Annotated in this window: 18 protein-coding genes; 13 read left to right on the forward strand and 5 right to left on the reverse strand. The window is 56.6% G+C overall.

Features of this window, described 5'->3' with window-relative positions; translation table 11 throughout:
* Positions 1-25: 25 nt before the first annotated feature.
* The 4 genes from OHL19_RS07925 to OHL19_RS07940 all read left to right on the forward strand — a co-directional run bounded on the left by OHL19_RS07925 (position 26) and on the right by OHL19_RS07940 (position 6,882).
* Positions 26-649 carry a redoxin domain-containing protein gene (locus tag OHL19_RS07925; RefSeq protein ID WP_263357102.1) on the forward strand — a complete coding sequence of 208 codons (624 nt, stop codon included), beginning with the start codon at positions 26-28 and terminating at the stop codon, positions 647-649.
* Entirely contained in the window at positions 646-2,898 is a 2,253-nt protein-coding gene (locus OHL19_RS07930; RefSeq protein ID WP_263357103.1) for a tetratricopeptide repeat protein, read from the forward strand. Before OHL19_RS07925 ends, OHL19_RS07930 begins: the two co-directional genes overlap by 4 nt.
* Before the next feature lie 97 nt (positions 2,899-2,995).
* Complete coding sequence (locus tag OHL19_RS07935) at positions 2,996-5,398, forward strand: Tex family protein (protein ID WP_263357104.1); 2,403 nt, start codon at positions 2,996-2,998, stop codon at positions 5,396-5,398.
* A gap of 23 nt (positions 5,399-5,421) precedes the next feature.
* Complete coding sequence (locus OHL19_RS07940) at positions 5,422-6,882, forward strand: GntP family permease (RefSeq protein WP_263357105.1); 1,461 nt, start codon at positions 5,422-5,424, stop codon at positions 6,880-6,882.
* Positions 6,883-7,020: 138 nt separating this feature from the next.
* On the opposite strand, the gene rph is transcribed toward OHL19_RS07940, so the two are convergent.
* Positions 7,021-7,785 (reverse strand): ribonuclease PH, encoded by a 765-nt coding sequence (gene rph, locus OHL19_RS07945; protein WP_263357106.1) that lies wholly within the window; start codon positions 7,783-7,785, stop codon positions 7,021-7,023.
* Positions 7,786-8,261: 476 nt separating this feature from the next.
* Between rph and OHL19_RS07950 the strand changes: the two genes are divergently transcribed.
* The 7 genes from OHL19_RS07950 to OHL19_RS07980 all read left to right on the forward strand — a co-directional run bounded on the left by OHL19_RS07950 (position 8,262) and on the right by OHL19_RS07980 (position 16,846).
* Positions 8,262-9,446: an ATP-binding protein gene (locus OHL19_RS07950; RefSeq protein ID WP_263357107.1), complete on the forward strand. Its 1,185-nt coding sequence runs from the start codon at positions 8,262-8,264 to the stop codon at positions 9,444-9,446.
* Positions 9,447-9,587: 141 nt separating this feature from the next.
* Positions 9,588-11,045 (forward strand): sigma-54-dependent transcriptional regulator, encoded by a 1,458-nt coding sequence (locus OHL19_RS07955; protein ID WP_263357108.1) that lies wholly within the window; start codon positions 9,588-9,590, stop codon positions 11,043-11,045.
* A gap of 91 nt (positions 11,046-11,136) precedes the next feature.
* Positions 11,137-11,646, forward strand: coding sequence for a hypothetical protein (locus OHL19_RS07960; RefSeq protein ID WP_263357109.1), 510 nt, complete (start codon positions 11,137-11,139; stop codon positions 11,644-11,646).
* Positions 11,647-11,761: 115 nt separating this feature from the next.
* Entirely contained in the window at positions 11,762-12,127 is a 366-nt protein-coding gene (locus tag OHL19_RS07965; protein ID WP_263357110.1) for a PadR family transcriptional regulator, read from the forward strand.
* Complete coding sequence (locus OHL19_RS07970; RefSeq protein WP_263357111.1) at positions 12,124-14,808, forward strand: ABC transporter permease; 2,685 nt, start codon at positions 12,124-12,126, stop codon at positions 14,806-14,808. The genes OHL19_RS07965 and OHL19_RS07970 overlap by 4 nt, the downstream gene beginning before the upstream one ends.
* A gap of 23 nt (positions 14,809-14,831) precedes the next feature.
* Complete coding sequence (gene purU, locus OHL19_RS07975) at positions 14,832-15,725, forward strand: formyltetrahydrofolate deformylase (RefSeq protein WP_263357112.1); 894 nt, start codon at positions 14,832-14,834, stop codon at positions 15,723-15,725.
* A gap of 80 nt (positions 15,726-15,805) precedes the next feature.
* Positions 15,806-16,846 carry an LLM class flavin-dependent oxidoreductase gene (locus tag OHL19_RS07980; protein WP_263357113.1) on the forward strand — a complete coding sequence of 347 codons (1,041 nt, stop codon included), beginning with the start codon at positions 15,806-15,808 and terminating at the stop codon, positions 16,844-16,846.
* Positions 16,847-16,858: 12 nt separating this feature from the next.
* On the opposite strand, the gene OHL19_RS07985 is transcribed toward OHL19_RS07980, so the two are convergent.
* The 3 genes from OHL19_RS07985 to OHL19_RS07995 all read right to left on the reverse strand — a co-directional run bounded on the left by OHL19_RS07985 (position 16,859) and on the right by OHL19_RS07995 (position 20,142).
* Positions 16,859-18,130, reverse strand: a complete 1,272-nt coding sequence (locus tag OHL19_RS07985) for a vWA domain-containing protein (RefSeq protein ID WP_263357114.1) — start codon at positions 18,128-18,130, stop codon at positions 16,859-16,861.
* 83 nt (positions 18,131-18,213) lie between these two features.
* Positions 18,214-19,758, reverse strand: a complete 1,545-nt coding sequence (locus tag OHL19_RS07990) for a magnesium chelatase (RefSeq protein WP_263357115.1) — start codon at positions 19,756-19,758, stop codon at positions 18,214-18,216.
* Between the two features lie 72 nt (positions 19,759-19,830).
* A complete protein-coding gene (locus OHL19_RS07995) occupies positions 19,831-20,142 on the reverse strand; it encodes a tetratricopeptide repeat protein (protein WP_263357116.1) in 312 nt (103 codons plus the stop codon).
* Positions 20,143-20,425: 283 nt separating this feature from the next.
* Here OHL19_RS07995 and OHL19_RS08000 point away from each other — a divergent pair, with 283 nt between their 5' ends.
* Both OHL19_RS08000 and OHL19_RS08005 read left to right on the forward strand, forming a co-directional pair.
* Positions 20,426-20,914: an acyl-CoA thioesterase gene (locus OHL19_RS08000; protein WP_263357117.1), complete on the forward strand. Its 489-nt coding sequence runs from the start codon at positions 20,426-20,428 to the stop codon at positions 20,912-20,914.
* A 73-nt stretch (positions 20,915-20,987) separates the two neighbouring features.
* Positions 20,988-21,821, forward strand: a complete 834-nt coding sequence (locus tag OHL19_RS08005; RefSeq protein WP_263357118.1) for an Mrp/NBP35 family ATP-binding protein — start codon at positions 20,988-20,990, stop codon at positions 21,819-21,821.
* Positions 21,822-21,988: 167 nt separating this feature from the next.
* Here OHL19_RS08005 and OHL19_RS08010 read toward each other — a convergent pair whose 3' ends face one another.
* The gene (locus OHL19_RS08010) at positions 21,989-22,984 is read right to left on the reverse strand and encodes a DUF1684 domain-containing protein (RefSeq protein WP_263357119.1); all 996 of its coding nucleotides are present in this window, start codon (positions 22,982-22,984) and stop codon (positions 21,989-21,991) included.
* Between the last annotated feature and the right edge of the window lie 23 nt (positions 22,985-23,007).

Genomic DNA, 23,007 nt, shown 5'->3' on the forward strand with positions numbered 1-23,007 from the left:
GGGTGGCTTTTTCGAGGGGTGTCCGATGATGCTGTACTCGATGCGCTCTGCGTTCTTGGCGGCTGCGGGCTGGCTGATGTTGATGGCTTGCGTTGCTGACTTGCATGCTGCGTCTGAACCTCGTGTGACGAATCTGAGTGGCCAGGTGCAGCAACTTGTTCCCAAGGGAGCGCGGGTTGTGGTGCTTATTTTTGCAGCTACGGACTGCCCGATTTCAAATCGCTATATTCCTGAGATCACACAGTTAGAGCGCGAGTTTGCAGGGAGCGGGGTTATGTTCTGGTGGGTGTTTCCCAATCCTGGGGATACGGCCGCAGTGATTCGCAAGCATGAGATGGAGTTCTCGCTCCACATGCCTACGTTGGTGGATGCTCGGCAGGAGTTAGTGCGAATGGCGCATGTGGGAGTTACTCCCGAGGCGGCTGTTTTTGCTGTCGATGGTGCAAAGTTACGCGAGGTTTATCATGGGCGCATCGATGACCGATACATTGCGTTTGGACAGCAGAGGCCTGCGGCTACGCGGCATGAGCTTGCAGATGCGGTGAAGGCGTTGTTGGCTGATAAGCCGGTGGCGGCTGCGACTGGTGGGCCAGTGGGATGCGCGATTGTTCCTGCAGTTGCGACTCAGGGTGTTCCACTGCAGCCATGAACCTTTCTTCTTACTGTTGGCATCGCTTTGTAATAGTTGCTCTGTCTCTTGTGGGCATGATGCTGGGCGCGTTTGGTTCTGTGGATTGTGCGTATGCGGCGGTTAAATCCGATACGTCAAATGAAGTGACCTGGAGCAGAGATATTGCTCCGGTGCTCTATAAAAATTGCGTCTCCTGCCATCATCGCGGCGGGGCCGGGCCATTTAGTTTGATGACTTATGCGGATGCGAAGCGATGGAGTGCGCAGGTGGTAATGGCAACGCAGTCACGGTTTATGCCTCCGTGGCTGCCAGAGCCGGGGCACGGTGACTTTGCGGATGTTCGTCGATTGCCGGATGCGGATCTTGCAATGCTGCGTAAATGGGTTGCTCTTGGCATGGCTGAGGGAGATGTGAAAGATGCTCCGGTAGCTCCGAAGTTTGAATCGACATGGGGCGAGCTTGGCACTCCGGATGTGATTCTGAAGATTGCGCAGCCGTTTACTTTGCCTGCTGGCGGGACAGATGTGTTTCGCAATTTTGTGCTGCCGTATCCGTTGAAGGAGGGGCATTACATTCGCGCGATGGAGATATTGCCGGGTGCGGCTTCTGTTGTGCATCATGCGAATGTGTTGATAGATCGGACGGGAAGTTATCGAAGGCAGCATCCGACGGATTGGCGGCAGGGCGTGGCGGGAATGGAGATATTGCTGGATGCGGGCAACAGCTTTGATCCGGATAGCCATTTTCTTTTTTGGAAGCCGGATACTCCTGCGTTGATTGAGCCGGAGGGAATGCCGTGGAGGCTTGATCCAGGGAACGATCTTATTCTCAATATGCATTTGAAGCCTTCAGGCAAAGCGGAGACGATCGATGCGCAGGTTGGGCTTTACTTTACCGACAAGCCTCCGACGAAGCTGCCCATGTTGTTGCAGCTGGATCGCGATGACGCGCTGGATATTCCTGCAGGGGACAAGGCGTTTGTTGTTGAGGATGAGCTAACGTTGCCTGTCGATGTAGAGGTGCTGGGGATTTATCCTCATGCGCATTATCTTGGCAAAGACATGCAGGGATGGGCGATGCTGCCGGATGGACAGAAGAAATGGCTGGTATGGATTCGCGATTGGGACATCGATCGGCAGTCTGTTTATCGCTATAAAGAACCCGTGCAGTTGCCTAAAGGAACTGTGGTTCATATGCGTTACACATACGATAATTCGGCGATGAATGTGCGCAATCCTCATAACCCTCCGGTGCGAGTAAAGGCTGGGAATCGTTCGGAAGATGAGATGGCGCATATGTGGCTGCAGGTATTGCCGATGCACGGAAAGCCGGGTGATCCTGACCAGCGATTGCTGCTGGAAGAAGCATGGATGCGACAGCGATTGAAGAAGGCTCCGACAGATCGGATCAGCTTGTATAACCTCGGTGCGGCGTTGGCAGGCGAGGGCAAATTTGCGCAAGCGGTTGCGGTGTATGAGCAGGATCGACAGGCGCATTTGGAGGATGCTCGCACATTGACAGCGCTGGGTGCGGCGCTGGAAGGCGCGGGCGATTGGCGGCAGGCGATGGAGAGATATAGAGAAGTGGCCGCCAATTCCGGCTCAGCTAGTTGCGATGCGCGATTTGATCTTGCGCGATTGGAACAAAGGCATGAGATGTATGCCGATGCGGTAAGGGATTTTCGTGCGCAGCTAGCGACTTGTCCTGAGGATGCGGAGACGCATAGCGGACTGGGTGCGGCGCTGGAAGGCGCGGGCGAGAGCGATGCGGCGCGAGTAGAGTTTATGCGTGCGCTGGCGATCCATCGTGAGGACTTCACTGCGTCGCTTGGGCTTGGTGAGTTGTCCCTGGAGGCGGGGCAGTTCAATGATGCTGCGTCGCGATTTGTTGAGGCTGTGCGGCTTGATCCTGCATCCCTGGAAGCGCGGGAGCGTCTGGCGCAGGCGTACGCCAGTGATGGGCATGTGAACGATGCCATCACGGAGTTGATTGCTGCGGAGAAAAGCAACCCGGAGGTTGCCGAGGTTCATGCGCTGCTTTCGCAGATGCTGGGTATGAGTGGGCAAATTGCCGAGGCGATTGCAGAGGAGCGTGCGGCTCTGAAGCTGAATGCAAACGATGCGGATGGATGGAATAATCTTGGCGTACTTGAGGCCAGGAGTGGGCAGACAGATGCTGCGCGTGCGGACTTTGAACATGCCTTACGGCTGCAACCAGATCATGCTGAGGCAAAGGCTAATCTGGCGAGGCTGCTGCCGGCTCACTAGCATCTTTGAATTATGAATCCGCGGTTTATTTACGTACCGGATTTCCTCAAGATGGGTGGGACCATCCGGGGGCGACCCGGTAAACTGGATGTACATTATGGCCGATCAGCAGTCTCTTACTCCTCCTGTACTTCTTCATATTTCTCAACTTCTCAACCTGCCTATGCGTGGCCTGGTGGCCGTGATTGAGCTGCTTGATGAGGGCGGAACTGTGCCGTTCATTGCGCGCTATCGCAAGGAGGCTACGGGCAATCTCGATGAGGTGCAGATTCGCGCGATCGAAGAGCAGTTGGCCTATTTTCGTGAGCTGATGTCACGCAAGGAAACTGTGCTGACTTCGATTGCGGAGCAGAATAAGTTGACGGATGAGTTGAAGGCGCGCATTGAGGCTACGCTCGATCGCAGCGTGCTTGAGGATCTGTATCTGCCGTACAAGCCGAAGCGCCGCACCAAGGCCACGATTGCGCGTGAGCAGGGGTTGGAGCCACTGGCGGATTATCTCTGGGTACAAGGCGAGACGCAGGATGTGCAGGCGCATTCACTTGGCGAGTTCGCGCCCACGTTTGTGGATGCGGAGAGAGGTGTTGCTTCTGCTGACGCAGCGCTTGAGGGCGCGCGGCATATTGTTGCGGAGCGTATCAGTGAAGATGCAGACCTGCGTAAGATACTGCGACAGTGGATGTTTGACGAAGGCGTCGTTACCAGTCGCAAAGCTGTTGATGCAGTCGATGAGCAGGAAAAGTTCAAGATGTATTACGACTATCGCGAGCAGGTGAAGACTATTCCTTCGCATCGCATGTTAGCGATTCGTCGCGGCGAGAGTGAGAACGTTTTGTTCTTCTTGATTGAGGCGGAAGCGGAGCGCGCAACGGGGCAGCTTCGTTCGCGTGTGTTACGTACGCAAGGCGATTGGACAGCGCAGCTTGAGTTAGCGATTGAGGATAGCTGGTCGCGGTTGTTGAACTCTTCGATTCAGGCGGAGATACGGCTGGAGTTGAAGAAGCGTTCGGATACGGAAGCTATCAATGTTTTCAAGGAGAATCTGCATAACCTGTTGCTTGCTGCTCCGGCTGGGCCGATTGCGGTACTGGGCATCGATCCAGGCCTGAGGACGGGATGCAAGATCGCTGTGGTGGATGAGACGGGCAAGTTCCTGGCGCATGATGTGATCTATCCACATACCGGCAAAGGCAATACGGACTCAGCCAAAGCTACGTTGTATCGGTTCCTGAGCCAGCATAATTGTAGAGCGATTGCGATTGGCAATGGAACGGCTTCGCGCGAGACAGATGCACTGGTGCGTGAGTTTCTGCGTGAGAAGGAATTGAATGAAGTATTCACGGTGACGGTGAGTGAGTCGGGTGCGAGTGTGTATTCGGCTTCAGATCTGGCACGGCAGGAGTTTCCTGATCTCGATCTTACGGTGCGTGGCGCTATCTCGATTGCGCGACGGTTGCAGGATCCGTTGGCGGAGTTGGTGAAGGTCGATCCCAAGGCGATTGGCGTGGGTCAGTATCAGCATGATGTAGATCAGCGGAAATTGCAGGACTCACTGGGGCAGGTGATTGAGAGCTGCGTGAATCGTGTGGGTGTGGATCTCAATACTGCTTCGTGGGCGCTGTTGCGATATGTGGCTGGAATCAGCGAGCGCACTGCGCTGAATATCATTGCGCATCGTGATCAGAACGGACGGTTTGTTTCCCGTGAACAGTTGAAACAGGTGACTGGGGTTGGGCCGCGAACGTTTGAACAGGCTGCTGGATTTTTGCGTATTCGCGGCGGTGTAAATCCGCTGGACTCTACTGCTGTGCATCCTGAATCGTATGGACTTGTCGAGCAGATTGCGAAGTTCGCGGCTAGTCCGATTGATGCGATTATTCGACAGCCGGAGCTGCTGGAGAAGGTGGACAAGAGCAGCATTCAGGCAGGTACGTTTACGCTGAACGACATTCTCGAAGAGCTGCGCAAGCCGGGCCGCGATCCGCGTGACAAGTTTGTTGCTCCGAGCTTTCTTGAGTCTGTGCATGAGATATCGGACCTCGAAGAGGGCATGGTGCTTGAGGGCGTGGTGACGAATGTGACTCGCTTTGGGGCGTTTGTCGATGTGGGCGTACATCAGGATGGGTTGGTTCATATCAGCGAGTTGTCGAACAAGTTCATCAAGGATCCTTCTGAGGCTGTGAAGGCAGGGCAGATCGTGAAGGTAAGAGTGATGAGCGCGGATGCGCGGACGAAGCGTATTTCTCTCTCGATCAAGGCTCTGCTTGAGAACAGTGGGCAGCGTGCCGCTGGCCAGAAGCCGCAGCAGGGCGCGAAGGATGGACAGCGCGGTGGGCAACGAAGTGATCAGCGTGGAGGCCAGCGAACTGGACCGCAAAACGGACAGCAAAATGGGCAGCGTCCGGCGCAGTCAGGGCGTGCTGTTGCACCGCCGCCACCACCGCCGATGTCAATGGACGACAAGCTTGCAGCGTTAGCGGCGAAGTTCAATAAACGATAGGCATTCGTGTGGAAGCAGCCCGCATGCAATACTTGCGGCTGGAACGATTCTTGAGCATTCAGGAGACGGCTTTGCTGCTTTCGCACTCGAACTATCTGCTGCTGTGCACGGCGGGCACGATTGCGCTGCTGATGCTGCTGATCCTGAAGGCGCGGCTGCATCCTGCGCTAGCGATCCTGGTTTCCGCAGTGGTGTTGGCCGTGGTTTCAGGAATGCCGTTGAACCGCATTCCCGGGTCGATTGCGACGGGTGTTGGCAACCTGCTTGGCCATGTTTTGCTGGTGCTCGGGTTGGGCGCGGTGCTGGGCAATCTACTGGCTAGTTCAGGCGGTGCGTCGGCGGTGGGTGAGAAGCTGGTGAACAGCTTTGGGCCTCGTGGCCTGCCCTGGGCGATGCTACTGATGGGCATGCTGGTGGGGCTGCCGGTTTTCTTCGAGGTTGGGCTGGTGCTACTGATGCCGATTGTGGTTTCGGTGGCGCAGCGCAGCGGGCGGTCACGGATTGTGACTGGAATGCCTACGCTGGCCGGGCTGTCGATTGTGCATGGGCTGGTGCCACCGCATCCTGCGGCGATGCTGGCGGTAGCGCAGTACCACGCGGATGTGGGCAAGACGATTCTGCTGGGCTTGCTTGTCGGGCTGCCTGCCGGAGCGCTGGCTGGACCAGCATATGCGTGGGTCTATAGCCGATGGATTGGCGGACGTGCACTGCTTTCGCGCGGATTTCCGTTGCCGGAAAAACATGTCGGAGTTGCCGAAGGTTTTGGCCTTGCTTCGGAGCCGGAGCTGCTTGAGAAAGCGCATCGGGCCGGGCTGGTTCCTGCTTCGCTGCTAGCGTTGTTGCTGCCCGTGTTCCTAATTTTTCTGGGTAGTTGGGCGGATTGGTTGTTTGCGCCGCTAGGGCGATTTGCAGAACTGAATGCGGTGTTGCATTTCGTCGGCGATCCACCCGTGGCGCTCCTCTGTGCGGTGCTGGTGGCTGTTGCGCTGTTGAGCTGGATCTGCAACTGGACGCGCGATGTGGCGTTGCGGTTGACGGGTGAGAGCTTTGCGCCAATTGCCGGGGTGTTGCTGATTCTTGCGACGGCAGGTGGGTTGAGCAGGATTCTGGCAGACTCCGGTGCGGCACAGGCGACGATTGAACTGGCGCAGGGAGTGCATCTTTCTCCGCTGCTGCTGGCGTGGATGCTGGCGGCTACGGTACGTCTCGCGATTGGTTCGGCCACGGTGGCGATGGCGGTGACAACGGGGATTCTGGCTCCACTTGCGGGTGGAATGGGTGGAGTTAGTCCGGAGTTATTAGTACTGGCGACGGGCTCGGGGTCGCTGTTTTGCTCGCATGTGAACGATCCGGGATTCTGGATGATCAAGGAGTTCTTTGGGCTGGAACTGAGCGAGACGCTGGCTACCTGGTCGGTGCTGGAGACGGTGCTTTCCGTAGGCGGACTGCTGGGAACGCTGCTGGTTGCCGGGGTAATGAGGTAGTACACCCGAGGCGATATAGAGATAAAGGCGATTTAGTAATAAATATTCGATCGATTGGCCCCACCTGAGCTTTGAACGGCGATGATGTCGTAACTCAGATGGGGGCTCTTGCTTTTGTTTTGGTTGATGCTAATTATTTCAACCTAGAATCTCTTTCTGCGCGGCGAAAATTGTGGCGAGACCACCCTCGGCCAGATCGAGAAGCTGGTTGAGTTGGGGGCGCGAGTAGCTGCCTTTTTCTGCCGTGGCCTGGGTTTCAACCAGGCCGCCGTCCGCAGTCATTACTACATTCATATCCACTTCAGCTTGTGAATCTTCTTCGTAGCAAAGGTCGAGCAGCGGTGTGCCGGCGACGATGCCTACCGAGGTTGCGGCGACCAGTTGCGTCAGCGGCGATTTGGGTAACGAACCGGCTTTGACCAGGGCATTGAACGCGAGGGCGAGAGCAACGCAGGCTCCCGTGATGGCTGCTGTGCGGGTGCCTCCATCGGCCTGGATGACGTCGCAGTCGAGGATGACGGTGCGTTCGCCCAGGGCTTTCATGTCTACGACAGAGCGCAGGCTGCGACCGATGAGGCGCTGAATCTCGTGGGTGCGTCCGCCGATCTTGCCGCGTTCGCTTTCGCGGGCAGTGCGGGTGACGGTGGAGCGGGGCAGCATGGAGTACTCGGCGGTGACCCAGCCGCGGCCGGAGTTGCGCATCCAGCCCGGGACACCCTGCTCGATGGTGGCGTTGCAGAGGACGCGGGTGTGCTCGACGGAGATGAGGACCGAGCCCTCGGCGGTGCGGACGAAGTTGGGGGTCAGGGTGAGTGGGCGTAGCTGGTTTGGGGTTCGGCCTCCGGGGCGGAAGAACGGTGCTTGCGTAGGTGCGTGTGAGGCCGATATGGCGGGGTTAGACATAGAGAGATTGTACGGGAGTGGGCAGAATCGGGCTGTTGGACAGGCAATTCCTGAATCAGGAACGGCTGGAGATTGTCCCAAATAAGGACATGTCTATAAGTGATTCAAAGCAGGGCAGATAGATGTTTACAGGAAAGGTCGTGTTCTCTTTTGGGACAGAAGTTGAGAGAAAGCATTGCGTGACAAAAGGGGAATTTCTCCCTCGGGTCTTTCCTTATCAGGAACTTAGCATTCGTGTCCTGGTTTGGCACGTCGAGTGCTATATGCAAGGGCAAGAACAGAACTCACAACTGAAAAATATGCCGCCAAGATAAGTCCCCAGGTGGGAGTGGCATACTCGCCGACGCGGCGCGTGATTGCTCAATCTGCTTGTTCGATCTGCTTGATAGCTTTTTGATCGATTCAGGCCCGAGGGAGGCTCTGTTCGCATGACGAAAACGCAGGAACTGAATGGCCATTTTAAAGGAGAGTGAAGGATGGAAGATCGCGTGGGTGGGGTGGTGACGGAGTTATCTACGGAGTCATGTATTGCGAACAGTATGACAGCGTTTGGAAGTCCTGAGAGCTTGAGCTTTTCGAGGGTGCCGATTCGATCGGGAGGATTGGCGGCTCTCGCTGGGCAACAGAACAGCATCGCATCGCTGGCGCATGATGCACGCAACATGGTGGCCGCGCTGGAGCTTTATTGCGACTTGTTAGATGAGGATGGAGTGCTGGCGGGATCGTTTCGTCATTATTCGGATGAGCTTCGCCTGGTGGCTGCGGGTAGCCGCCGCCTGCTGGAGAAGATGACCGTTGTCGAGCGGATGATGAAACGCGGCGGGGAAGGGGATTCGGGGCGAGCGGCTGGGGATGGCTGGGAATCTGCGAATTTAACGACAGGTATGTTGCGGGGAGATTTTTGGGCTAATTCCGGTAATTGCGATGACTCTAAGGGTTACGACAGTTCTAATGTTTACAACGATTCGGACGGGCGCGTTTCAGCGGGTGCCACGCCAATAGGGAAGTCGGGACGGATGAATCGATTACCAGCATTCTGGGCGGAGACACCGATAGAGAATCTGGCTGAAGCGCTGCTCGCCAACCAGAACTTGTTGTCGGCGGTGGCCGGGCCGCGGGTGACGGTGACAGCGTCTGTATCGGCATCCGTCGTGGGAGTGAAACTGCCGATTGAGATGACGGGAGAGGACCTGACGAGGGTACTGGTCAACCTGGTGAAAAATGCTGCTGAGGCGATGCCTTCGGGTGGGCACGTTCAGATAGCGCTGGAATTCGTGGGTGAGGGCGGGGTTCGCGCCGGTGCGGAAAAGCTGCGGCTCACGGTCAGCGATACCGGGCCGGGTATTCCAGCGGCGGCGCTACGCACGATCTTCAATGCCGGATATACATCTCGCTATGCGAACACCGAATCTCAAGCCTCAGACGGTCTATGGCCGGCGCAACATCGTGGGTTGGGACTCTCGATTGTGCGCTCGATTGTGCTCGCGGCCGGAGGGACGATCAGTGCGGCAAATCGGGTTGGAGGGAAACGGGATATTGGGGAAAATTTATTGGGAGCGGAGATCACCCTGGAGTTTCCAGTGAAGGGAAAAGGATCGACGGAGGGTGGTCCTGTCGACCATGTCGTCGTGCAGGCAGGAGCAGATATTCATCCTCAGTGAGCTGGCTTTTAGCTCACTTTCAGATGTAAAACCTCAAGTTTCAGCGCTCACGAGGTAACTTCTCAGATAACTCGCAAGCATAACTTCAGAAAGGCGCTTACAATGCTCGAAACAGTCTTTCATTCAACCATTAGGGAATTTATGCCCCAAAGTTCAGAGGCAGAGCAGTTTACTGCAGCGTCCCTTTCTATATCCGCGGCGAAAGTGCGGCTACATCTGCTGGTGGTGGATGCAGATGCGGCGGTGTGTTCGGCCTGTACGGAGATCGCTACTTCGCTGGGATACGCGGCGCAGTTTACTACCGACCTGCATGAAGCGCAGACGTTGCTGTGTTCGCATACAGCTGATATTGTGCTGGTAAACATCAGCTCACACAACCGAGGACTTGAATTTGTATCCGAGGTAAAGCTGTTGTATCCGCGGTTGACGGTGATTGCGATGACGGCGTCCAGCCTGGTGAATACTGCAGTTGAGGCGATGCGGCGAGGGGCTAAGGATTATTTGACCAAGCCCTTTTCCATTGACGAGCTTTCCACGGTTTTGGAGAGAGCATCTGAGTCGGTGACAGTGGATGTTGCCGGAAGGCAGTTACGCGAACGACTTCGATTAAGTAAGGGACTGGGCGCCTTGATCGGACGTTCGACGGAGATGGAGAAGTTATATCGCATTCTCTCCAAGGTCGCCCAGAGTATGCACCCGGTGTTGGTACTGGGAGAGAGTGGAACCGGGAAAGAGTTAGTAGCTCGGACGATCCACACGTACGGGCCGAATGCCAGCAAGCCATTTTTACCTGTGGATTGCGGATCCCTAGTGCCGAGCCTGATTGAAAGCGAGCTATTCGGTTATGTGAAGGGCGCGTTTACCGGGGCAGTGAAATCCAAGGATGGGCTGTTTGTTTCGGCGGAAGGCGGCACCGTCTTTCTGGATGAGGTTGGCGAGCTCACTTTGGACTTGCAGGCCAAGCTGTTGCGCGCCCTGCAGGAGAAGGAAGTGCGTCCGGTTGGAGCGACGCATCGGGTGCCGATCAAGGCGCGGATTGTGGCTGCTACCAATCGTGATCTCGCGGCGATGGTGGAGAAGGGAACGTTTCGCAAGGATCTTTTTTATCGACTGAACGTGGTGAATCTGCGATTGCCTTCCCTGCGCGATCGGCGAGAAGATATTCCACTGTTGACGGCACATTTTCTGGATCGTATCTCGAAAGAGTATGGCAACAAGTTCACCCTGAGCGACGAAGCGTTGCGGACGATGATGAAGCATGACTGGCCGGGAAATATTCGAGAACTGGAGAACTGCATTCAACATGCATGTTCGCTGAGCACCGGGCCAGTGTTGCAACTGGGCGATCTGCCACGTGAATTACGCCAAGCGGGACTGGAGGCTTATCGCAACTCGAATCCAAAGCCCGAAACTGCACAGGCGGAAGGGGTAGCCGAGGTGGAGACGCTGGCCGATATGGAACGGAGGGCGATTCTGAATGCTATTCGCACGCTTAGGGGAGATAAGTTGGTGGCGGCGCGGTTGCTGGGCATTGGCAAAACGACACTCTATCGCAAGCTGAAGGAGTATGGCATCAGCGATTCCTCTCTGGACGAGTAGACAACGCAGGGAGCGAACTGCGTCAGGCTGGATGCCTTCGTTCTGATTTAGAAATCCTGAATTTCTAACCCGCAGGTGTTTGGAGAGAGCGATGAAGATTTTGATTGTTACAGGGATGGAAGGTGCGGAGAATTGCGTGATTGCACTGACGTCGATGCTGGGTCGGGAGTGTGAGGCAGCCGACAGTCGCAAGGCTGCGCTGGCAGCTTTAAAGCGCAGGGAGTATGTGGCCCTGGTGATAGATGAGCGCCTGGCGGATGCCGATCCTGAGGGAGCAGAGTTGCTCTGGGAGCAAGCAGGCCTGGCGATTCCGTTGCAGCTTAGCTTTGCGTCCCATGGAGCGCAACGGCTGGCGCGCGAGATTCGCATGGCGTTAGCTCGCCGGGAACGTGAGCAGGCACTGGCCCGTCAGGCTGCGACGGAAGCGATCGAGCGAGAGCTGAAGTCGACTGTAGCGGGGCTGTTGCTGCACTCGGAGCTGGCGCTTCAGGATCGTGCGATTCCTGCGCCTCTGGCGGACAAGTTGCGGCTGATGGCTGATTTGGCGTGGAATCTGCGACAGCAACTGTCGCCGGTAGAGGCAGCGCTCTCGCGTATTTGAGCGGTAATGCCGACGGACTGTCGATTACCTGCGGCGAAAATTGAGCCTCTCCCCTTGACATTCGACAAGAGCAAAGCGTATTTCTATTCTCGTCTTGTCGATTGCCGAGGGGAATATGCCGCGATCTGTTCAACCGCCTGCACCGTCCTCATCAGACCTGTTGCAGGGAACGTTAGATCTGCTGATTCTGAAGACGCTGGCTCTTGAGCCAATGCATGGCTGGGGTGTCGCGCTGCGGATTCAACAGGTCTCCAAAGATGCCTTGCAGATTGGGCAGGGATCGTTGTATCCCGCGCTGCATCGGCTGGAGTATCGCGGATGGATTGTATCGGAGTGGGCCAGCTCAGAGAACAATCGTCGGGCGAAGTTTTATTCGCTTACGGCTGTGGGTCGGAAGCAACTGGATACTGAACTTGCCAACTGGGATCGCATGGCGGAAGCGATTGCACTGGTGCTTGGGCGCAGAGAGGCTACGTTATGAAATTGCGCGAACTGCTGACGAAGCTGCGTTTTCTGTTTGCTCGAAAGCGAGCCAGCGATTTGCGCGATCTGGATGAGGAGCTGCGCTTTCACGTGGAGCAGTCCGTGCAGGCTTATGTCGATGAAGGGATAGCGGCCAAGGAGGCGCGCCGTCGAGCACTCATTGACTTTGGCGGCGTGACGCGGACGAGAGAAGCGGCTTATGAGCAGTGGCCTGGATGGTGGATGGAAACAGTGTTGCAGGATGTGCGTTATGCGCTGCGTGGATTTCGGCGTAATCCTGTTTTTACTGTCACGGTGATTGTTACGCTGGCGCTTGGCATCGGCGCGACGACGGCCGTCTTCAGCGTAGTGGACCGCATTCTTTTTCGTAGCTTGCCGTATGCGCATGACGATCGCATTGTTTCGATCGGGCTGAGCCAGTCGCTGGAGAAGCAGGAGTTCATGCTGGGCGGATTCTTCTATGAGTGGCGCGATAACCAGAAGCCGTTTGAGGCGATGGCCTCGCAGAGCACCGGACCGACTAGCTGTGTGCTTGCCGAGTCGATACCGACGCAACTCAACTGCATCAGTGCGCAGGCTGGATTTCTTCCGATGCTGGGTATTTTGCCGGTGTTGGGACGCAATTTTCTGCCGGAGGAAGATCGTCCGAATGGGCCGCGTGTGGCGTTGATCACGTATGGATTGTGGAAGAGCCATTACGGTCTCGATCCAAGAATTTTGAATCGGCTGATTACCGTGGATGGCAGCCCGATGCGCGTGGTTGGCGTGCTGCCGAAGGAATTCGAATTGCCTACATTGCAGGCGGCAGATGTGATCATGCCGCTGGCGCTAGTGGAGGCAGAAAAGCAACGCACGCAAAATGGAGGCATCGGGCAGCCGATGCGAGCTTTCGCGCGACTCAAGCCAAGGGTGAGTATTACGCAGGCCAAGGCCGAGATGGAGCCGCTTTTTATTCATACGCAGGAGACGTTTATTCCCGCGGAGGTACGCAAAGACTTTCACCTCAGCATTCGTTCTCTTCGCGATCGACAGACTGAGGATGTACAGCTTGTCGCATGGGTGTTGCTGGGGTCGGTGCTCGCGGTGCTGCTGATTGCATGTGCCAATGTAGCGAGCCTGATGATGGCGCGGGGTGCGGCGCGAGAGCGGGAGTTGGCGGTGCGCTCGGCATTGGGAGCGAGCAGAGGCAGGTTGATTCGACAGACGCTCACGGAAGCATTTCTGTTGTCGATGGTGGGAGCAACGGCGGGGTTGGCGCTGGCGCAAGGGTTGTTGATGGTCTTTATTGCAATGGCTCCGACGAGTGTTCCATTTCTAGATAAGGCACATCTGGACCTGCGTACGGCGGGGTTCACAGTCTTGCTGGCATTGGTTTCGGGCGTTTTTTTCGGATTGATACCAGCGTTGCAGAAGCCGCGTTCTGTGGCGCTGTCTGCGCGAATGACGCATTCCGGAAGACATGCTTTTTTGCGGCTCGGCATGGTGGTGGGGCAGATTGCAATCAGCATGATTCTGCTATCGGGCGCAGCGTTGTTGTTGCGGAGTTTTCAAAAGATGGAGACACAGAATCTTGGGGTGCAGACGCGTGGAGTTATGACGGCGCGCATCTCGCTTCCGGGCGTTCGTACTGAGCCGATCGCGGGGTTGGTAAGTAAGAAAGGGCAGACGCAGAAGGATATCTTTCTGCAGGTTGAGGCGGCGGTGCGTCGTTTGCCGGGAGTCGGCGCTGTTGGATGGAGTGATTCGTTTCCTCCCGGCGGTGGCTGGCAGAATAGCCGCATGTATTCGGATTTTGCTGTGGTGGGGAAATCCCGGTCTTCGGAGAGATCGGGAGGGTTGGTGCGGTTGCGAGGAGTAACTCCGGATTACTTTCGCGCACTGAATATTCCGATTGTTCGTGGAGGTGGGTTCACAGAGGAAGAGCGAGGCTCCAGTGAGCTATTCATGGTGTTGAGCAGGCTACTGGCATCGCGGTTGTTTCCTGGAGAAGATCCGATTGGAAGACGCATTGGCATGGGATCGGACGGCACCACTTATACCGTGGTGGGCGTTGCTGAAAATGTGAGAAATGGTGGCCTCAGCGAGCAGGATATTCCGGAAGCTTATTGGCTAAGGCGCAATGTTGCTGAGGATTGGGGCGTACCGGTCCCTGTAATGGTATTTGATACGGTGCTTGCCCCGGCGACGGTGAGCCCATGGGTTCGTTCGCAGATTGCACATTTGGAACCGATGGCCCCGATTGAGATTGAGACTTTAAACGAGCGGGTGAGCAAGTTGGCGGATAGACCTCGTTTTGAAACGGCGTTGCTTGGATTTTTTGCATTGACGGGACTCTCGATGGCGGTGATTGGCTTATATGGAGTGACGTCGTTTTTGGCGACACAGCGTACGCAGGAGATTGGTGTGCGCATGGCTTTGGGGGCGAATCGAGCAGATATCCTGCGATTGATCGTTCACGAAGGGGCGCGTCTCTTGTTGTTGGGCGCGGCTATTGGAGTGTCGGCATCGCTTGCCCTGACGCAGTTATTGAAGAGCCTGTTGTTTGACATCGGCCCGCGCGATCCTGCGACCCTTGGTGCGGTTACGCTGCTGCTGGCGGTGGTGGCACTGGCGGCGACGCTGATACCTGCCCGAAGTGCGATGCAGACCGATCCGATGGAGGCACTTCGCTGTGAGTAGGGCTCTCAGGTAAGCTGAGAGCGATGCCAAGCCTTTTGAACGATACGAAAAATGATACGGCGGTGCTGCTGATCGATTGTCCTGATCGCAAGGGATTGGTAGCCAAAGTTGCAGGCCTGCTTTATGAGCAGGGTGCGAATATCCTCCATGCGGACCAGCATCAGGACCATGAACTTGGGCTGTTTTTCATGCGCGTGGAATGGGCGCTTGACGGCGCTTCTGTGGATGAGGGAAGCAACGCAATTGCAACATTTACGAGTGCTTTCGCGCCGATGGCTGCGGAGCTTGAAATGCGCTGGCAGTTGCGTTCGAGCAGGCAGCGACCACGCGTGGCGCTCTTTTGTTCGCAGTATCTGCATTGCATTGCCGATCTGCTGCACCGGTCGAGTGCAGGTGAACTGGCTTGCGAGATTGTAGTAATCGTATCCAACCATCGTGCAGTGGAAGATCTCGCGAGATTCCATGGTATTCGCTTCGAGTATGTTCCCGTCACTCCTTCCACGCGTGGCGAGGCTGAGGCGCAGCAACTTGCTTTGCTTGCCGAACTCGGCGTGGAACTGGTGGTGCTGGCTCGGTATATGCAGATCCTCACTGCGAATTTTGTCGAGCATTATCCCTCTGCGATCATCAATGTGCATCACTCGTTTTTGCCGGCATTCATCGGCGCGCGGCCATATCATGCGGCCCATGCGCGTGGCGTGAAGTTGATTGGTGCGACAAGTCACTATGTAACTTCAGTGCTGGATGACGGGCCGATCATTGAGCAGGACGTGGCGCGGATTTCGCATCGGGATCAGGTTGAGGATCTGGTGGCTAAGGGGCGCGACCTGGAACGTGTTGTGCTATCACGTGCGGTACGTTGGCATCTTGAGGGGCGGATTCTTTGCTATGGCAATAAGACGGTCGTATTCGATTAGCGCATGGATGACTTTGTCCTGAATCATGTTGAGATTAGCTGCATCGAAGGCTTAGGGTAACCACTAGACGGGGGCGATAAATGCAGATTGGCATTGATAGTTTCGCGGCGGCAAGCCGTAACTCAGAGACGGGTATTTCGATTTCGCCGAGCGAACGGCTGCGTAATCTACTTGAAGAGATTGAACTCGCGGATCAGGTAGGCCTCGATGCGTTTGGTGTCGGTGAGCATCATCGCGAGGAGTTTCTCGATTCTGCGCCTACGATTATCCTGGCCGCTGCTGCGGCAAAGACAAAGAAGATTCGGCTGGCGAGCGCGGTGACGGTGTTGAGTGCTGCAGATCCCGTGCGCGTCTTTCAGGAGTTCGCTACGCTGGACCTCATCTCCGATGGCCGTGCAGAGATCGTGGCGGGGCGGGGCTCGTTTACAGATGCCTATCCGCTGTTTGGCTTGAGTCTGCGCGACTATGATTCGCTCTTCGAAGAAAAGCTTGGGTTGCTCCTGGAGATTCGCAAGAATACACATGTGAATTGGACCGGCAGACATCGTGCGCCACTTACCGGGCAAGGCGTGTTTCCGAGGCCATTGCAGGCGGAGTTACCTATCTGGGTCGGTGTTGGAGGAACGCCGGAGTCATTCGCTCGCGCTGGCTATCTCGGACTGCCGTTGATGGTTGCAATTATTGGCGGAGAGGCGCATCGCTTTCGCCCGCTGATCGATCTGTACTACGAAGCGGGTAGCCGCGCCGGTCAACCACGTGAAAAGCTCAAGGTCGGGCTACATTCGCTTGGCTTTGTAGGCAACACGACGCAAGAGGCTGCAGATGATTTTTTTCCCGGCTATGCGAAAACATTCACCGAGATTGGGAAGGAACGCGGCTGGCCCCCGACGACGCGCGCACAATTCGATGCGGTGCGTGGAAAGACCGGAGCGCTGATTATTGGCGATGCTCAGGCTGTCGTGGAGAAAGTGCTATACACCAACGAAGTGCTGGGTGGTATTGCACGACTGGACTTCCAGATGACGGTAGGCGAGGTTCCTCACGCGACCATGATGAAGTCGATTGAGTTGCTGGGAACAAAGGTTGCGCCAGCCGTGCGGAAGGCGCTTGGTACTGCATGAGAATGCAGGAGCTTAGTTGACGGTCTTCATCTTGCGATTCAGGAAGTCCATCATCAGGTAGCTGCCGAGCGTGTCGGGGGTGGTGAAGTAGGCTTTGCCGCGACACATGGCGCTGACTCTCTGCACAAATTGCACGAGGCCGGGATCGGTCGCGAGCATGAAGGTGTTGATCAGGATTCCTGCGCGGCGGCAGCGGGCTACTTCTTCCAATGTTTCCGATAGTACGAGCGGATCAAGTCCGAAGGAATTTTTGTAGATACGTCCATCGGGCAACGTCAGCGCGGAGGGTTTGCCATCGGTGATCATAACGATCTGGCGCATCTCTTTGCGCTGGCGATTGAGGATGCTGCGTGAGAGTCGCAGGCCTTCGCGCGTGTTGGTGTAGTGCGGGCCGACCTTGACGCGGGCAATCTGCGAGATGGGTACTTCTTCCGCGGAGTCATGGAAGAGCACCAGTGAGAGCGTATCGCCAGGGTACTGTGTGCGGATGAGATGCGAGAGCGCCATGGCTACTCGCTTGGCGGGCGTGAAGCGATCTTCCCCATAGAGGATCATCGAGTGGGAGCAGTCGAGCATCACTACCGTTGCGCAACTTGATTGATAATCACACTGCTGTACGTGCAGATGTGGGTAGTCGATCTCGATAGGCAGTGTAAGGCTTTCGCCAGGCAGGAGCGCTTCGGACTGCGCGGCGATGGCGGCGGCGAGCGTCGCGGTTGAATCGAGATTCAGTGTATCGCCGAACTCGTAGGGGCGGGACGATCCGTTGGTTTCGACCCCAGTGGCCTGATACGGCGTGTCATGGCGGCCGCCGCTTGCTCGCCCCATAGATCCGAGCAGATCCTGAAGCGCCTTGTAACCGAGGAAGTCTAGGGATTTGTCCGTCACTTCAAAGCGGGCTTCGGACTCGCCCTCTCCTACCTGACCGGCATTGCCTGAGGGGCGTGAGGGATCGTTCTGCTGATTCGGATCGTCGATGCGGACGTAGTCCTGCTGCTCCATGCGCTGGATGAGCTTGTCGATCAGTTCTTCGAGTGCGTCTTCTTCTGATGCCTGGGCGAGCTTGTCTCTGAGCTGCTCATCAAAATCGCCATTCTCAAGAGCCTGACGTATAGCCTCGCGGAGATTGTCGAGGGACTGTTCGCCGTTCAGTTCCTGAAAGCGCATCATCGGATTTTCAAAACCTGAATCGAGCAGATAGTCGGAAAGCTGCTGCATCAGATTTTCGAGATCGATGTCGTCGGCTAGGTCGCCGTTGTATCGGGTGTAGCTGGTGCGCTTCATGGTTTCTCCGGTTTGTGAAAATCCACCCTGGCCGGAAGAACAAAGATCCAGCCAGGTGCGGCACTCTCATTCGTTGATTGCTGCTAGTTGAAGCTGCCGCGCCTGCCGGACTTGCGCTGCTGCCAGTCTTCATACTGCTGCTGTTCGTTGTCGCCGGATTGCCGCTGCTCGCGCCGCGTGGATTTTTCGGGGCCGCTGAAGCCGCGTTCTTCGCTCCGGCTGAGTTTGCGGTGAGCGTAGAGACCTTCGAGCAGAAGCTCGGCTGCGGCTACTACTTTTGCCGGCGCATCCTTGGTCTTTACACCCAGCGCGCCAAGCTTTTCGATGAGGCCCTGAATCTGCGAGAGCTTCTTGACGATCTCTTCGGAGGAGTCTGTGTCGTCCATTTGCAGAGCGCCGCCGAGGTGGAACCATTGCTCGATCTGCTGCGTGTTGATGGCCTCGCCATCTTTCTGGGTGAAGTATTTGTCGTAGACCTTGGCGGAGGCATTTTTCAGAATTTCGCGAACGATCGTGTCGGCTCCGCGAAGTTCGCCTTCGTACTCAAGTTCGAGCTTGCCGGTGATGCCGGGCAGGGCAGCATAAAGATCGGTGATGCGGGGGACGATCAGCGTTTCGCCGTGCGAAAGCGCGCGACGCTCGGCGTTGGAGACGACCAGTTCCAGTGTCGAAATAGGCAGACGCTGGCTGACGCCGGAGCGCTTATCCACGCGTTTGTCATCGCGGGCTAGAAAGGCAACCTGCTCGACAATTTCGCGGAGGTAGGTTGGAATCTCCAGTGTGCCGAGGTTGCGCTTTGTCCATGCTTCCTGCAGCGTGATGGCAATGCCTTCTTCGACAGTGCTGGCGTAGTGGGTGCGGATTTCGGAGCCGATGCGATCCTTGAGCGGGGTAACAATTTTGCCGCGGGCAGTGTAGTCCTCGGGATTGGCGGAGAAGACCAGGGCCACGTCGAGCGCGAGGCGGATGGGATAGCCCTTGATCTGGATATCGCCTTCCTGAAGGATGTTGAAGAGCGCGACCTGGATTTTTCCAGCGAGATCGGGCAGTTCGTTCACGGCAAAGATGCCGCGATTGGCGCGGGGCAGCAGGCCGTAGTGCATGGTGAGTTCGCTGGCGAGGTCGTGACCTCCGCGAGCGGCTTTGATCGGGTCAAGATCGCCGATCAGGTCAGCAACGGTGACGTCGGGTGTGGCGAGCTTTTCGACGTAGCGGTCATCCGTAGAGAGCCATGCGATGGGCGTGGCTTCGCCTTCTTCGGCAATAAGCGTGCGGCAGCGGCGGCACAAAGGCGCGTAGGGATTGTCGCGGATTTCGCATCCGGCGACGTAGGGTACGTGCGTGTCGAGCAGGCTGGTGAGAGATCTGAGAATACGGCTCTTAGCCTGGCCACGCAGACCCAGGAGGATGAAATTCTGCTTGGACAAAATGGCGTTTGCTACCTGGGGCACGACCGTGTCTTCATAACCGACGATGCCGTCAAATAGCGGCTTCTTTTCGCGTAGGCGGACGATGAGGTTGTCGCGCATCTCGTCTTTGACTGTGCGATGAGCCAGGCGGGCTTCAGAGTAGAGGCGGCTGGCGCGAAGTTCGCCAAGCGTGAGAGGTAGCGGTGCAGTCTGGGACATCAAAGCCCTCCCTTGGGTCTTCCTTAGATTAGCCGAGTGGGCTGGAAGATGCAGGAGTGCGCCAGGAAGAATCTACCTGTCCAACTCATCCAGCATGCCCTGCATCTCGCTGAGGGCGTGGTTGTTACCGGTTCGTCGGGCGCTTTCGATGCCGGATTTGAGGCGGTCGATGGCTTCGGGAATGCGTTCTTCTTTGGCCAGCGTTTGCGCGGCCATGAAATAACCGGCAGTATAGTCGGGATTGGCTGTGAGCAGGGCGTCGAACTCGGCCAGGCCCGTTTCAATCTGACCCTGGCCGACGTACTCCATCGCGAGGCCGTAGCGGGCGAAAGTGTTGCCGGGGTCGAGGGTGAGAATCTCTTTAAGTCCTGCGATCTTGTCCATGGCTCCTGGGTTTCCTTATGGTGTTGAAAACATCGGCATTTGCGAAATTGAGAGCGATTGCTGAAACTGGAGATGGTGCACCGATCTCCCCTGCTGATGAATTCAGTTTAATCGCTTGTGTTGCGTGACTGGTCGCAGGGGAAATCGGAACTTCGCAGTACCGTGGCACCGGCAAGGGAAAGAGACAAGTTCACTTATGACGCAAATAGAAGCAATCCCAACCAGTTCTGAATCAGGCCCGTCTAAACGCGCGCCTCGCTCTGTGTCGGATTCACGATCCGAGATGACGGAGATCATCCTGCCTAACGACACGAATACGCTGGGCAATATGCTCGGCGGACGCTTGATGCACTTCATCGACCTGGTGGGGGCAATGGCTGCTTATCGCCATTCGCGGACGCATGTGGTGACGGCATCGATGGACCATATCGATTTCATTCAGCCGGTGCATGTGGGGGATTTGCTGAATCTCAAGTCCAGTGTCAACCGGGCGTTTTCGACTTCGATGGAAGTAGGCGTGAAGGTTTGGGCAGAAGACACGCAGGCGGGCGTCTATCGGCACGTAGCGAGCGCCTACCTGGTATTCGTGGCGATCGACAAGGATGGCAATCGAGTTCGTGTGCCAGAGCTTACGCCGGAAACTCCGGACGAGCAGCGCCGCTATGAAGATGCACAGCGTCGCCGGGAACATCGCGAGGCGGAATCGGAGCGGCGAAAGCTGGCGAAGCTGGCGCCCGTTGGCCTGGGCAGCATTCCATCCGGCAAGGCGTAATGACGGACGTGTCGCGCGTGATGGTCGTGATTTCGGTTCTACACTAAAGACAGGTATTTGGAAGGAAGTCGTTATGGCACATGGACATTCAGTTCCCCCAGCGCCGTTGCCGCTGCCGGGAGTAGGCAAGATCATTGCAGTGGGTTCCGGCAAGGGCGGCGTGGGCAAGACCACGGTCGCTGTCAATCTGGCGATTGCGCTTTCGCGCATGGGGCAAAAGGTGGGCTTGATCGACGCGGATATTTATGGGCCGAATATCCCGCTGATGATGGGCAGCAGTCAACAACCGAAGGTAGGACCGGATAACCAGATTGAGCCGAATTTTACGCATGGCGTCAAGACGATCTCGATTGGCTACATCTCGCCGGGCGACAAGCCGCTGGTAATGCGTGGACCCATGCTGCACCAGATCATTCGGCAGTTTTTGCAGCAGGTGGAGTGGGGCGAGCTGGACTATCTGATTGTGGATTTGCCTCCCGGTACGGGCGATGTTGTTATCTCGCTGGTGCAGACCGTTCCGCTCACGGGCGCAGTGGTGGTTTCTACGCCGAGCGACGTGGCATTGCAGGATGCTCGCAAAGCCCTGGAGATGTTTGCGCAGGTGAACGTCGAAGTGCTGGGCATTGTGGAGAATATGAGCCACTTCACCTGCCCGCATTGCAGCGAGATTATTGACATCTTCTCCAGGGGAGGTGCCGAGCGAACTGCTCAGCAGTTCAATGTGCCGTTTTTAGGGTCGGTTGAGCTCGTTCCAGCGATTCGTGAGGGCGGCGATCGTGGCTTGCCGATTGCATTGGCGGGTCCGGAGTCTGCGCAAGCGGCGGAGTTTTACGCCATCGCTCGCAAGGTTACGGAGCGCGCAGAAGAGGCGGCTTCGCGGAGCGGGGAAGTTATCGAAATCAGTTAATTGGTTGTTGTAAGACGCGAGTATAAGAGGCGAAGCTTCCGGAGGATTTCTTCAGGAGCTTCGTTTTTTCGTTAAGGCGAATCTTTTGCTATCCCGCCCTTTGTGCAAGTGCTCACAAAGGACGGGGAGCCTGTATTTAATTATGTGAGACGGAATACAACAGCGGCCTAGTGTGCGTAGCGCTGTTCTCCTGCGGGGATAGAGATGGCCAACCGGTTGACGTAGGGCGGTAGCGGACACGTTGCGTAGGGCGTGTAGGCGCAGGGCGGGTTTTGCAGGCGGTTGAAATCGAGGACTACCGTTCCGGGCTGATCCATCCCGTGATCCGGCAGGCTGGTATAGAGAAAACGAGCCGCCTCGTAAGTCGTGGTGTGGCTGGTGGCATCTCGCAGGATAAAGAAAAATTCCTTGGCATTTGGTTCTTCGAGCACTGGTTCCAACTGGATGGTTTTGCCGTCGAGCGTGAACTCTGCGAGGCCTGGTGCGGGCATGTCCAGCGTGGTGCCGATAATGGTGGGGATTTTTTCTGTATGTGGAGGATTGAAGGGAATCCACTTTGCGGTTACGCGGTATCTTGCGTCCGGAGCGTACCAGTGCAGGCCACGGAAGCTAGTGCGTGTAGGCGACTGGGCATCCTTGATGCGCAAGGCAAAGCGGTCTCCGCGATGGAGTACGACTAGTGTGAGATTTTCGTCGGAGATCACGGATGCCTTTTCGTCGTCCGGCTGAAGCGGGCCTTCGTGCGCGGGCTGCCCGTCCACGAGCAGATGTGGCGGGAATCCGCCTGCCGGAGCGGCTAGCCGTAATTGGCTACCATTGACTTCGATGACGGCGAGGTACTCCGGTGCGTGGCCCTTCAGGCGAACCTGGCTATCCGCTGCGAGGCCGATGGTATTCTTGCCTGGCTTAAGCCACTCCAGGCCGACAAGGGTCATCCATCCGTCTGGCGCGGAGAGTTCGCTGGCGCGAGCCGTACGCCATTGCTCGAGTTCGTTATGCCATGCTGAGTCGGGCGCAGGTTCTGCGTCGGCCTTTTTGTGGGTCGCTGCATTCGAAGGCACGATGCCGACAACACCGATCAGGACGATTGCAGGCACCAGGCGCAGCGCTCGACGAATCCTCCGGGAGGCGCTGCGAACAGAAGAAGTATGGGCGATGTTCATGATTTAGAAGATACCTTATCGCT

This window comes from Acidicapsa ligni, from assembly GCF_025685655.1.
GTDB classification, from domain to species: Bacteria; Acidobacteriota; Terriglobia; order Terriglobales; family Acidobacteriaceae; genus Acidicapsa; species Acidicapsa ligni.

Bases quoted from the DNA above. Each gene is read 5' to 3' on its own strand.
- OHL19_RS07995 (WP_263357116.1), bottom strand. From the start codon at position 20,142: ATGGACAAGATCGCAGGACTTAAAGAGATTCTCACCCTCGACCCCGGC.
- OHL19_RS07970 (WP_263357111.1), top strand. From the start codon at position 12,124: ATGAAATTGCGCGAACTGCTGACGAAGCTGCGTTTTCTGTTTGCTCGA.
- OHL19_RS07930 (WP_263357103.1), top strand. From the start codon at position 646: ATGAACCTTTCTTCTTACTGTTGGCATCGCTTTGTAATAGTTGCTCTG.
- OHL19_RS08005 (WP_263357118.1), top strand. From the start codon at position 20,988: ATGGCACATGGACATTCAGTTCCCCCAGCGCCGTTGCCGCTGCCGGGA.
- rph (WP_263357106.1), bottom strand. From the start codon at position 7,785: ATGTCTAACCCCGCCATATCGGCCTCACACGCACCTACGCAAGCACCG.
- OHL19_RS07990 (WP_263357115.1), bottom strand. From the start codon at position 19,758: ATGTCCCAGACTGCACCGCTACCTCTCACGCTTGGCGAACTTCGCGCC.
- OHL19_RS07960 (WP_263357109.1), top strand. From the start codon at position 11,137: ATGAAGATTTTGATTGTTACAGGGATGGAAGGTGCGGAGAATTGCGTG.
- OHL19_RS07950 (WP_263357107.1), top strand. From the start codon at position 8,262: ATGGAAGATCGCGTGGGTGGGGTGGTGACGGAGTTATCTACGGAGTCA.
- OHL19_RS07985 (WP_263357114.1), bottom strand. From the start codon at position 18,130: ATGAAGCGCACCAGCTACACCCGATACAACGGCGACCTAGCCGACGAC.
- OHL19_RS08000 (WP_263357117.1), top strand. From the start codon at position 20,426: ATGACGGAGATCATCCTGCCTAACGACACGAATACGCTGGGCAATATG.
- OHL19_RS07980 (WP_263357113.1), top strand. From the start codon at position 15,806: ATGCAGATTGGCATTGATAGTTTCGCGGCGGCAAGCCGTAACTCAGAG.
- OHL19_RS07925 (WP_263357102.1), top strand. From the start codon at position 26: ATGATGCTGTACTCGATGCGCTCTGCGTTCTTGGCGGCTGCGGGCTGG.
- OHL19_RS07935 (WP_263357104.1), top strand. From the start codon at position 2,996: ATGGCCGATCAGCAGTCTCTTACTCCTCCTGTACTTCTTCATATTTCT.
- purU (WP_263357112.1), top strand. From the start codon at position 14,832: ATGCCAAGCCTTTTGAACGATACGAAAAATGATACGGCGGTGCTGCTG.
- OHL19_RS08010 (WP_263357119.1), bottom strand. From the start codon at position 22,984: ATGAACATCGCCCATACTTCTTCTGTTCGCAGCGCCTCCCGGAGGATT.
- OHL19_RS07955 (WP_263357108.1), top strand. From the start codon at position 9,588: ATGCCCCAAAGTTCAGAGGCAGAGCAGTTTACTGCAGCGTCCCTTTCT.
- OHL19_RS07965 (WP_263357110.1), top strand. From the start codon at position 11,762: ATGCCGCGATCTGTTCAACCGCCTGCACCGTCCTCATCAGACCTGTTG.
- OHL19_RS07940 (WP_263357105.1), top strand. From the start codon at position 5,422: ATGCAATACTTGCGGCTGGAACGATTCTTGAGCATTCAGGAGACGGCT.